Origin of the sequence: Cecembia calidifontis, from assembly GCF_004216715.1 — a bacterium.
GTDB classification, from domain to species: Bacteria; Bacteroidota; Bacteroidia; order Cytophagales; family Cyclobacteriaceae; genus Cecembia_A; species Cecembia_A calidifontis.
Window position 1 is genome coordinate 4,848,511 of record NZ_SGXG01000001.1, and the last position, 12,061, is coordinate 4,860,571.

Here is a 12,061-nt window from a genome sequence, read left to right on the forward strand (position 1 = left end):
TTCATTATGTTATTATTACACATAGAACTAAACTTAGGCTAATTTGCTCAACCTCAAATAACCCGATTTCCTGATGAAAAACAGAAGAGAATTTTTGAAAAACTCCTTAATGGTTGCAACTGGACTATCCCTGACGCCTTTGTGGCTGGAAGGGGCTCCGGCCATCATCAAATCCTACAATAAGCCCAATTCCAAGATCAATGGGGTGCAGATAGGTTGTATAACCTATTCTTATCGCTCTATGCAGGATCAGAGCCTTGAAGCAAACATTCAGTATATCAAAGAGTCGGGCATAAGTGCAGTGGAAATGATGGGGGAACCAGTGGAATATTTTGCCGGGATGCCACAACCAACCTTCAACCGGATGAGGGCTTTCCAATTAGGGGGCAAACAGCGAAGGGGTGAGGAACTGACCGCAAGTGAAAAGGAAGAATTGGCGGAAATCAGATCCCAATCAGAGGCATACGCCAAGCTTGTAGCGGATTGGAGAAACAAGACTGATTTCAAAAAATTTGAGCAGGCAGCCAAAATGTTTAAAGATGCCGGAATTGAGGTTTATGCTTTTAAGCCCAATGCTTTTGGCGTAAATAATTCAGACGCCGAAGTAGCTTATGGCATGAAAGCAGCGAAAATTCTGGGTGCCAGCCATATCACCTTGGAGCATCCATCCGATGATGCTCAAACCCTCCGTCTGGGAAAACTGGGAGATATCCACAAAATGAAAGTGGGCTATCACGGACACGAGCAGCAGACTTTTACCTTTTGGGACACTTCCTTGGCACAGAGCAAAAGCAATGGACTGAACTTCGATATTGGCCACTACATAGCAGCAGGCCATCCCGACATGATGGAACTCATCCAAAAACAACAGGCAAGAATCTGGAGCATGCACATCAAAGACCGTCAAACCCCCGCTAACGGAAAAGGCAATTTAGCTTGGGGAACGGGAGATACGCCTGTTGAAGAAGTATTGAGGATGATGCGCGACAAAAAATATAAATTTCCTGCCACCATCGAGCTGGAATACCAGGTTCCGGGCAATTCTGACGCCGTTAAAGAAGTACAAAAATGCCTTGAATTCTGTAGAAAGGCCCTAGTTTAATTTTACTCAAATAAATTGTAAGCAATATATGTGCATCCCAAATCCCATGAGGTTTAGCCTGATATTTACTTTCTGCACCCTCCTGCTTTTCTCCTGTAAAGACCGCCAGGATGATCCCAGCATCAAGCCCGAAGACAACCGCTTTACCAAGGTAGTCCTGACAGAAGGAATGGACGAGCCTATGGAAATGACCTTTCTACCCGGTAGACGCATCCTGTTTGTAGAAAGAAAAGGAGCGGTCAAAGTATTTGATGAAAATACAGGGGAATTGACCCAAGTGGGTTTTGTTCCTGTGAATACCAAATACACCAACAAAGAAGGGGTGGTCAGAGAAGCAGAGGAAGGGCTGATGGGAGTAATCGCAGATCCCAATTATGAAAAAAACAACTGGATTTACATGTACTATGCAGATCCGGATGTACCCAAACATGTTTTGGCAAGATGGGAACTCAAAGGAAATGAACTGATTGAGGCTTCCAAGAAAATCCTTCTGGAAGTCCCTACCCAAAGGGAAGAATGCTGCCATACCGGCGGTGGAATGGTATTTGACAAGGATGGAAATCTTTACCTGACTACGGGTAACAATACCGTCAATCCAAGAGAAGGGACTTCCAATTTGGATGAAAGGCCAGGGCATGAAAACTCAGATGATCAAAGGGCACCCAGCAATACCAATGACCTGAGAGGAAAAATCCTCAGGATCAAACCCGAACCTGACGGCACTTACAGCATTCCCAAGGGAAATTTATTCCCGGTGGGCATGGAAAAAACCCGTCCTGAAATCTATACCATGGGCCATCGAAATCCATGGAGGCCAACTTTGGACAGCAAAACAGGATACCTGTATTGGGGAGAAGTGGGACCTGATGCAGTTACTGATTCCATTTGGGGCCCTAAAGGTTATGATGAATTTAATCAGGCCAAAGGCCCCGGATTTTTTGGCTGGCCTTATTTTATTGGTGATAACCAAGCTTATACCAGACATGACTATGAGACCAATACCTATGGGGAACCCTATGATGTCAATAACCCTGTCAACGAATCTGTCAACAACACAGGATTGAAAGAACTCCCCCCTCCTATCCCGGCCATGATTTGGTATCCTTATGGCGTCTCAGAAGAATTCCCTATGCTGGGAAGTTCCGGCCGTTCCGCTACAGGAGGACCTGTTTTTAGAAAAACAGATTTCAAAAAAGATGCACCATTTGTCTTTCCGGCTTACTATGAGGGCAAATGGTTGATCGTGGACTTTATGCGTGGCTGGATCATGGCCGTGACCATGGATAATAATGGGGATTATGTCTCTATGGAGCGATTTTTGCCCAATGAAACCTTTAGTTCTGCAATAGACATGGATTTTGGTCCTGATGGCGCGCTCTACATCCTGGAATATGGCTCTGCCTGGTTCCGTGGCAACCCCAATTCCAGGATTGTGAAAATCGAATACAATGGCGGTAACCGAAAGCCAATTGTACAGGCTTCTGCTGATAAAAATGCCGGGGCTGTGCCTTTTACCGCTCATCTATCCGCTGAAGGCACACTGGATTATGATTCCTATGATCAGGGAAAATTAAAATATGAATGGAAGATCCTTTCAGACAAGGGCACACAAACGCTTTTGAAAGAAAAAAACCCTTCTTTTAATTTCAATGAAGCCGGAACCTATCAGGTGACATTAACGGTGACGGACACCAAAGGGGAGCAAAACAGCGCCGGATTCCAGATCTTTGCAGGTAACGAACCCCCACAGGTAAAAATTGAATTTTCAGGAAACAGGACATTCTATTTTGGACAACCTGAAATCCAATATGCTGTAATGGTTTCGGACAAGGAAGACGGATCTACCCAAGAGGGAAAAATCAAGGCAGAAGAAGTCGCCATTACCTTTGATTATGTACCATCCGGATTTGATCCGATTGAAATAGCTTCCAAGCAAAGCGGAGCAGAAACCATGGCTATCCTGAACCTAGGAAAAAATCTGATCGAAGGCAGTGATTGCAAATCATGTCACCAATATGACAAATCATCCATAGGTCCAAGCTATGTGGCCGTGGCGGAAAAGTATGCTAAAACACCGGGTAACATCGAATATTTGGTGGATAAAATCCTCAATGGGGGCAGCGGCGTATGGGGTGACCATGGAATGAGCGCCCATCCCGAACTCAGTGAGGCAGATGCCAAAAGAATGGTGGACTTTATCCTTAGTATGAATGAAGTGAAACCAACTGTAATTCCTTTGCCACTAAGCGGTAGCATCAAACCGGAAATTCCTGATGGAGAAGATGGGCAGGGAAGTTTCCTTCTGAGGGCTTCCTATACCGACAAAGGAGCAGGCCAAATTGCTTCCCTAAGTGGAGTGGATTTTGTAGCGCTTAAAAACCCATATGTAGACCCTCAGTCAGCAGAGATCAGAAAGGGAGTCAATTTATTGACCACACCAAGCATCAATTTCTTTATGGTGGGAGATCAGTCCCACATCGGTTTCAAATCCATTGACCTGACTGGCGTGGAAGCTATCAACATCTTTGTCAATGTGAGCCCAAGAAATGGAGCTGTGGGAGGAATTATTGAAGCCAGGTTGGGTAGTCCGGAGGGTGAAATAATCGGTCAATCCCCAAAAATGGAACCCTTGAACCAGGGCTTCAGAAGGCCACCAGCAGGTATGAACCCCATTCAATGGCGTAGGGAAAACACCCCTCAAGCGAAGATCAAAATCAAGAAAACCCATGGATTACAGGATGTTTTCTTTATCTTCAGAAACACTGACGCAGGCAAGGAAGATATCCTGATGAGTGTGGCTGAAATCCAATTTTCCAATAAAGACTCCCAAGATTAATCTCTTCTGATAATAACCCTTATCCCCTGATTTGAATACTTCAAGTCAGGGGCTTAAATTTTCAGGGAATCCATAAAAACAACCATAATGATGAAAGCCGTTTTTTTCCTTTACTTCTTGTTTCTTTCAAGCCTCGGGTTACACGCCCAAAGCAGCATTAAGCTATATGCTGGAAAGGCCACCGGTTCTGAAGAATGGACCTGGACAGAAAAAGTAATTACCCCATCTCCTGGCAACCGCATCCTCTTTGATGTATCGGAACCGGAATTGTTGCATTTTCCCGCACCAAAGGATAATGCCAATGGCACAGCCATAATCGTAGCTCCCGGAGGCGCATTTCATATTTTATCCATAGACAATGAAGGTATCAGGATAGCTGAATGGTTAAACGGATTAGGTATTTCGGCTTTTGTGTTGAAATACAGATTGGTAAAAAGTAAAACCGATAACCCTTTTGAAACCTTAATGCCCTTAATGCAGGACAAGGATAAACTTGACTCCATCAATGCCCCTGTCGTGGAAATGGCCAAAAATGATGGAATTGAGGCTATGAAATATCTCAGGACCAATGCCGATGAATTGGGCATAGATCCCCAAAAAATCGGGTTTATGGGTTTTTCGGCTGGAGGAACTGTCACGATGTCTGTAGCATTAAGTGCTCCTGAAGAATGGAAACCTGATTTTCTGGCTCCGGTTTACCTTTACAGAAAAGCAGTTATAGGCTCGTTAATGCCGCAGAAAAAGACCCCGATTTTCGTGGCTGTTGCTTCTGATGATGAGCTGGACTTTATGCCCCACAGTGTATCCCTCTATCAGGATTGGTTTGCAGCAGGCCATCCTTCAGAATTGCATGTGTATGAAAATGGCGGACATGGATTTGGATTTGCGAAAAAAGGAACAAGCTCAGACCAATGGACAATTAATTTTGAACATTGGCTCCGGATTAGAGGGCTTATTGATAAGCCATAAAATGATAAAGTAAGGTTTGAAATTTATCCAACCTTCAGCAAATCCTATTTGCCAAATCATTGATTATGACTACCTTGTCTTATCACCAGTTCAGGTAAGCCTTATGCAAACAGGTTATGAAAATACAAAGGATAAAATAGATGGTTCTGATGACTTACCCGGTAACCCTACCACTTCCGTCAACGGCAGCAACCGTCTCAATGACAGATCAAATGGGAAACCCTTAAGGATACTCAGCGAGGAAGATTGGCAATTTTGGATCCAGAATGGTTATGTTGTCATCAAAAATGCAGTCCCCAAATCTCAGGTAAAAGATACAGCAGATTTTCTGTGGGAATTTGAAGACAAGGATCCCAACAATCCCGATACCTGGTATAAAAACCCCTACAATGAAATGGAAATGAAGGAATTGGTAGGGACCGGGATGGTGGAAGTGTACAATCATCAACATCTCTGGAACAACCGGCAAATGCCGAAAATCTATCATGCCTTTGTGGATATTTGGGGTACTGAAAAGCTATGGGTGACAATCGATCGGGCCAACTTAAATTTCCCAATCCGGCCCGGCCATGAATACAAGGCTTTCATCCATTGGGATTATGACCCGGAAACCAGGCCTCAAAATGTACAGGGTGTACTGGCATTGGCAGACCAAACGGATGAAAACATGGGTGGATTTCAGTGTATCCCTGAACTTTACCGGGAGTATGAGACATGGAAACTTACCCAGCCAACTGATAGAAACCGCTTCCTTCCTGATATCAGCGGTATGGAAGACAAGATTGTCAAAGTCAAACTTGAAGCAGGTGATTTATTGATTTTCAACAGTTTGCTGCCCCATGGCATCCGTGCCAACCGATCCGATAAAGTCAGGATGGCGCAGTATATCTCGATGGTGCCCGCTGAGGAGGAGAATGATCTTCTTAGAGAATGGCGCATCAATTCCTGGAAAAACCGTACAGCCCCTACAGGATATGCATTTCCGGGAGATCCAAGAAACTGGGAACAGACCAGATATGAAACAGCTGTTTTATCACCTTTGGGCAGGAAATTACTTGGACTGGATAGGTGGTGAGGATTAAATCTTCAGGAATCTATTACGATACATTTTTAGGCTTTGATCTTTTTACACAGGGGTTTTCCCCGGGCTAACACAGATCGGCCCTTCAGGCCTTTACCCGTTTTTGTGTTCCCAAATCCGACCTTCGACATCCCACTTTCGAAATCCATCTTCTTAATGAAACCCTTAATTTCTGAACTTCCTAATGGTTTAAAATCCGACTTCAAAGTTCCGAAATCCGACTTTCGACCCCCCCCTTTTTACTTTTGCCTTTTTACTTGGCTCTTATTCACATTCCCACCCTACATCCTGGCCCCTCGCTAAATTAGTCAACTGGACTAATTTTTAACGCTCGGTCCCCCTTTCCCGCCTCTGCATAATCTCATAGGCCTTTTCTTTACTTACCCCAAATACTTTCCCATCCAGGGCATCTTTCATAAATTCATCGATATAGCGCTGAGAGATAGCGGTATTGTCCTGGTATTTTTCCCTAAGTGCCGCAAGTCTTCGGTGAAGATCTGCTTTGATTTCTACATAGGCCGGATCATCATAAAAATTTTTTAACTCCAGGGGATCCTTATTTCTATCCAATAATTCCCACTGATCTTCCACGTAATAATAATGCACCAATTTGTAATCTTTGGTCACGATGGCATAGTGCCTATTGACCATGTGTTCGGCTGGGTACTCATAATAATGGTAATATACTGCATCCCGAGTCCATTTATCATTCTGCCCTGTGAGAATAGGAATCAGGCTCTCTCCCTGCATGTCCGAGGGAGCTTGGATACCTGCAGCCTCCAGGAATGTTTGGGCAAAATCAAGATTCTGAACCAATTCATCTGATCGGGAACCTGCTTTTACTTTTCCTGGCCAGGATATCAGGAGAGGTGTCTTAAAGGACTCATCATAAATAAATCGCTTGTCGTACCAACCATGCTCTCCCAAATAAAAACCTTGGTCCGAGGTATACACGATGATGGTATTTTCCATCAGGCCATTGGCTTCTAAATAATCTAACAAGCGGCCCATATTTTCATCTACCGCCTGTATGGTTCCCAGATAATCCTGCATGTAGCGTTGGTATTTCCAGCGCATTTTCTCCTCATCTGTCATGCTAGGATAAACCTTGGCAAAAGCTTCATTTACTTTGCCATAAGCTCTCCTGAAATTCTCCATTTGTGAAGCATCAAACCGGCTGTATTCAAATTCATACCTGGGCTTATCAAAGCCAATTTCTGGAATCCCCAATTCATCCATCAATTCAGGAAAAACCTTATGGTCCCCCGCCCAGCTCATGTGCTTCAGGATATTCATTTCAGCTTCTGCTGCCGGGGAAGTCCTACCACTATAATCATCAAAGAGCGTGGCAGGCTCTGGAAAGGTCCGGTTGGTAAATTCCTCCAAATGCCTTTCCGCCATCAACCAAGACCTATGAGGAGCCTTATGCAGGTACATCAATAAGAATGGCTGGTCTTCTTTGCGCTCATTTCCCAACCAATACAAGGTCATATCGGTGATAATGTCTGTCACGTAACCATTGACAGTAATATTGCCTTCATACTTGGTAATGAATTCAGGATTGTAATAGGCCCCTTGGCCGGGAAGGATTTTAAACTGGTCAAAGCCCTTGGGATTGTTGCCAAAATGTAATTTTCCGAACATGGCTGTCTGGTAACCGGCCTGTTGGAGAATTTGTGGAAAGGTGATATTCGTAGTATCAAAATGGAAATGGTTATCCACTTTACCGTTGAGGTGGGAATGCTTACCTGTAAGTATGGTAGCCCGGGATGGGGCACAGATCGAATTGGTCACACTGGCATTGGTAAACAACATGCCCATGCTGGCCAGTCTGTCGATGTTTGGCGTTTGGATCAATCGCTTATCATAAGCAGATATCGCCTGATAGGCATGATCATCTGACATGATAAAAATAATATTGGGTCTTTTGGAGACTATCGTTTCAGAGGGTTTGGGGCTACAGGCCAAGATCAAAATCAACAAGGTTAGCACCCAATTGAATTTCATAGAAATCTTCATAGATAAAAGGCAGCGTGGTTTAGCTTAAATGTAAAAAACAAAACCCGCATTTATCCGATAAGCATAAAATTTTATACAGGTGGCTGGGCAAACTTATTCCCAAAAATGCGCTTTATTTGCAAAATCTTTCTCCAACCTAACCTATGTCTTCTGCTACAGACCGTCAGATCATTTCCGGCTTTATCATGGCCCTGTCTGCTGCCATATTCTGGGGTATCTCCGGTACCTGTGCCCAATTTTTATTTGAACAAAGAAATGTAGATCCTGCCTGGTTGGTATCCTGGAGGATGTTAATTGCTGGATTAATCCTTGTAACTTTTGCCATCGTCAGGAAAAATTCAGATGTATGGAAAATCTGGAGAAAGCCTCAGGATGCGGTTCAGGTCCTGCTTTTTGGTATTTTAGGGATGGTAGCCGTTCAGTTTACCTACTTTTACAGCATCAGCCTATCCAATGCGGCTACGGCAACAGTTTTGCAGTACATAGGCCCCGTGTTTGTAGTGGCATTTTATGCCGTCAAAAACAGGCGATGGCCCATTTTCATGGAATACCTGGCCTTGATTTTGGCGTTGACAGGCACTTTCCTCTTGGTTACCCATGGAACTTGGGACAGTTTGGTCATCTCTGAAGCAGCAGTATTTTGGGGTATTCTGTCTGCTATTGCTTTGGCTTTCTACACCATTCAGCCAGTTCAATTGCTGAGAAGGTATTCCGCTCCGACTGTCACAGGGTGGGGAATGTTGATTGGAGGGATTTCGTTTTCCATTTACACCAATCCTTGGGAAAGTTCAGGGCTTTGGGATTTGGGGACATGGGCAGCTTTTTCTTACATCATCCTGTTTGGCACAGTCATTTCTTTTTCCATTTTCCTTGCTTCCCTGAATTTCATCGGCGCACAAACAGCCAGTTTGCTTTGCTCGGTTGAGCCACTTTCCGCTGCCCTAACCGCGGTGATTTGGTTAAATCTTCAGTTCACGTTCATGGATTGGTTGGGCACTTTCGTCATCATTATTACCGTGGTCATACTCACCTTGGCCAAAAAGGTCAAAAAAAGTAAATTACCCATTACGCCAGTAGAAAGGCCTCTCAGCCCTTCTTAGACACAATGGACTGCTGAAAAATATTAATCAGGAAATCACCTTTTTCCCCTGACCCAGAAAAAATGGAAAATTCCCAACAGTCGCTCAAAACTGAAATCCTTGCGGGGATCAGTACATTTCTTGCTTCATTTTACATTATTATCGTTAATCCGGCCATACTTTCAGCCGCAGAAATGCCTTTTTCTGCTGTTTTGACTGCCACAGTCTTGGTTTCCGCATTCGGAAGCTTGATGATGGGACTGTATGCAAAAAACCCCATAGTGGTGGCTCCGGGAATGGGCATCAATGCTTTTTTTGCCTATATAGCGGTAAAAGGTTACGGACTCAGCTACGGGGAAGCATTGGGAGCGGTCTTTTGGTCCGGTATCATTTTTCTTTTGTTGTCCGCATTCAAAACACGGGAGAAAATCATCGCAGCGATTCCTCATGCAATCCGTCATGCCGTAGCGGCAGGAATCGGGCTCTTTATTTGTTTCATTGGCTTTCAAAATGCCCATTTCATCGTGGACAATCCTGAAACGTTGGTAAGTGTGGCCTCCCTCCAAAATCCCATCAGTTTAACCTTCCTCTTGGGTTTATTTGTGACCGGTGCATTGATTGTAAGAAAAGTCAGCGGCGCTATCATTTATGGGATTTTGTTCACCACGCTCTTGGCCTGGCCCATTGGAAGGTGGTGGGGCGATGCCTCAGCCATTAATTTTGGAGTACCCACTTTGGTAAACTACGAGGGGGCATTTTCCTGGCCCGATTTCAGCCTGGTGGGTAAAGCTGATATCCTGGGATCTCTGAGGTTTTCTTATCTCTCTGTGATCTTTGTCTTTACTTTTACGATTTTGTTTGACGGCATATCTACCTTTGTGGGCTTAGCGGAGGCTTCCGGACTTAAGGACCCAGATGGAACACCCCGAAATATGCGGAAATCTTTACTGACAGATGCTTTTGCCACCTTATTTGCAGGTTTGGTAGGCAGTAGTTCGGGTACGGCATTTATAGAGTCTGCTGTGGGCATAGAAGCAGGAGGAAGGACAGGAAAAACAGCCATTACGGCAGGTTTATTATTTCTTCCATTCATGTTTCTTTCTCCCCTGTTGTCTATTATCCCATCCATAGCAAGTTCAATCGCTTTGGTGCTGGTAGGTTCTTTTATGATCATGCCCGCAGCCATGATTGATTGGAAAAAGTCAGACGAAGCGATCCCTGCATTTTTGACCATGGTTTTGATTCCGTTTACCTACAGCTTATCTACCGGAATCTCCTTCGGTTTTGTGAGCTGGACTGTCCTAAAACTCCTAAGCGGCAAATCAAAAGAGATCAACCCTATCTTAATCATCATATCCCTACTGTCCTTATTCTTCCTTTGGCAATGAAAAAAATCCTATTGCTATCTTTCTTCCTGCTTGTTCACCTAAGCACCCAAGCCCAAAAAATAGCCATTATGGGGGCTTTGGATCAGGAAATCGCTATCCTTTTGGAGAACATGAAAAAACCGAAAAAGCTACACCGGGGAGGAATTGATTTTTATACGGGTAAACTCCAAGGCCAAAAAGTAGTCGTTCTCAAAGCAGGGGTTGGTAAAGTCAATGCTTCCTACAGCACTGCAGTGCTCACCCAAAATTTCAAGCTCAGCGCCCTCATCTTCACCGGGGTGGCAGGAGGATTGCATCCAGAGTCCCTGCCCGGAGATTTGGTTATTGGTGAAAAACTTATGCAGCATGATTTCGGAAAGTTTGATTCTTTGGGCTTTTCTGTGACTCCCTACCGAAAACTCACAGGAGGACATTTGACAAATCTCTTTGTAGAGGCTGATGAAAAACTCTTGGCAAAAAGTATCCAAGCGGCCGAAAAAGTAGATTTTGTCCCTATTGCAGAAAGACAGCCCAAAGTTTTTGCAGGAGTAATCGCCACTGGTGACATGTTTGTCAGCAGCAATGAAAAAGCCCTGTGGTTATTCAAGGAATTTGATGCCCTCGCTACGGAAATGGAAGGAGCAGCAGTAGCCCATCTCTGCCAAACACTGAATATACCATTTATTGTTATTCGAAGCTGCAGTGACAATGCCAATAACAATGCCCGTGTCAATTTCAACCAATTTGTGGAGCCAGCATCGATCAATTCTGCCAAGCTGGTTATGGCAATTTTGGAGGAAATTGAGTAAATTTATAAAACCGATTGCCGATAGATTTTTTCTATAGGATTTGTCTTCCCATAGTGATCTGGGTCTCATATCAAGCGATAGGTTATACCGAAATTTGAAGTATTAAAAATTATACGATAACCATAAAATCAATAAAGTTATGAGTGAACAAGAAATAATCTCCATGCCAAGAATTGGTGACCAGGCTCCCGATTTCAAAGCGATGACTACGACTGGTCCTATGCAGTTTTCTGAATATATAAAAGGCAGCTGGACCATCTTCTTCTCTCACCCTGCAGACTTTACCCCTGTATGTACTACAGAAATGAGTGGGTTTGCACTGGATCAGAAGTTTTTTGACGAGCACAACACCAAATTGGTGGGTTTAAGTATTGACTCCATTCATGCCCACATTGCTTGGGTCAATAATGTGAAGAAAAATACAGGTGTACTATTTGAGTTCCCGATCGTTGCGGACATTGACATGAGAGTTTCCAAGCTTTACGGGATGCTTCAGCCAGGTGAAAGCGAAACAGCAGCAGTAAGGGCAGTGTTTTTCATTGATCCAAATGGCAAAATCAGACTGATCATGTACTATCCTTTGAATGTGGGCAGAAACATGGATGAAATAAAAAGAGTTTTGATTGCATTACAAACAGCTGACAAACACAAAGTAGCCCTTCCATTGAACTGGACCCCCGGCGAAAAAGTAATCGTTCCTCCACCAAAAACTGTAGCCGAAATGCAGGAAAGAGAAGCAAGTGATTATGAGATGATTGACTTCTATTTGGCTAAAAAGGAATTATAAAAAAAAGCGGGA

At 44.0% G+C, this 12,061-nt stretch carries 9 protein-coding genes; 8 read left to right on the forward strand and 1 reads right to left on the reverse strand.

Annotated features, from left to right (window positions below):
- Positions 1-73 precede the first annotated feature (73 nt).
- From BC751_RS20965 to BC751_RS20980, 4 genes are all read left to right on the forward strand, one after another.
- A complete protein-coding gene (locus BC751_RS20965; protein WP_130277304.1) occupies positions 74-1,102 on the forward strand; it encodes a sugar phosphate isomerase/epimerase family protein in 1,029 nt (342 codons plus the stop codon).
- A gap of 46 nt (positions 1,103-1,148) precedes the next feature.
- Positions 1,149-3,938, forward strand: coding sequence for a PQQ-dependent sugar dehydrogenase (locus tag BC751_RS20970; RefSeq protein ID WP_242617559.1), 2,790 nt, complete (start codon positions 1,149-1,151; stop codon positions 3,936-3,938).
- An 87-nt stretch (positions 3,939-4,025) separates the two neighbouring features.
- Positions 4,026-4,907: an alpha/beta hydrolase gene (locus tag BC751_RS20975; protein ID WP_242617560.1), complete on the forward strand. Its 882-nt coding sequence runs from the start codon at positions 4,026-4,028 to the stop codon at positions 4,905-4,907.
- A gap of 103 nt (positions 4,908-5,010) precedes the next feature.
- Positions 5,011-5,982: a phytanoyl-CoA dioxygenase family protein gene (locus tag BC751_RS20980; protein ID WP_130277666.1), complete on the forward strand. Its 972-nt coding sequence runs from the start codon at positions 5,011-5,013 to the stop codon at positions 5,980-5,982.
- Between the two features lie 330 nt (positions 5,983-6,312).
- Here BC751_RS20980 and BC751_RS20985 read toward each other — a convergent pair whose 3' ends face one another.
- Entirely contained in the window at positions 6,313-7,995 is a 1,683-nt protein-coding gene (locus BC751_RS20985; protein ID WP_130277306.1) for a sulfatase family protein, read from the reverse strand.
- A gap of 155 nt (positions 7,996-8,150) precedes the next feature.
- Between BC751_RS20985 and BC751_RS20990 the strand changes: the two genes are divergently transcribed.
- From BC751_RS20990 to BC751_RS21005, 4 genes are all read left to right on the forward strand, one after another.
- Positions 8,151-9,107, forward strand: a complete 957-nt coding sequence (locus BC751_RS20990; RefSeq protein ID WP_130277307.1) for an EamA family transporter — start codon at positions 8,151-8,153, stop codon at positions 9,105-9,107.
- A 62-nt stretch (positions 9,108-9,169) separates the two neighbouring features.
- The gene (locus BC751_RS20995; protein ID WP_130277308.1) at positions 9,170-10,474 is read left to right on the forward strand and encodes an NCS2 family permease; all 1,305 of its coding nucleotides are present in this window, start codon (positions 9,170-9,172) and stop codon (positions 10,472-10,474) included.
- Positions 10,471-11,262: a 5'-methylthioadenosine/adenosylhomocysteine nucleosidase gene (locus tag BC751_RS21000; protein ID WP_130277309.1), complete on the forward strand. Its 792-nt coding sequence runs from the start codon at positions 10,471-10,473 to the stop codon at positions 11,260-11,262. The genes BC751_RS20995 and BC751_RS21000 overlap by 4 nt, the downstream gene beginning before the upstream one ends.
- Positions 11,263-11,401: 139 nt before the next feature.
- Positions 11,402-12,049, forward strand: coding sequence for a peroxiredoxin (locus BC751_RS21005; protein WP_130277310.1), 648 nt, complete (start codon positions 11,402-11,404; stop codon positions 12,047-12,049).
- The last annotated feature ends 12 nt before the right edge of the window (positions 12,050-12,061 follow it).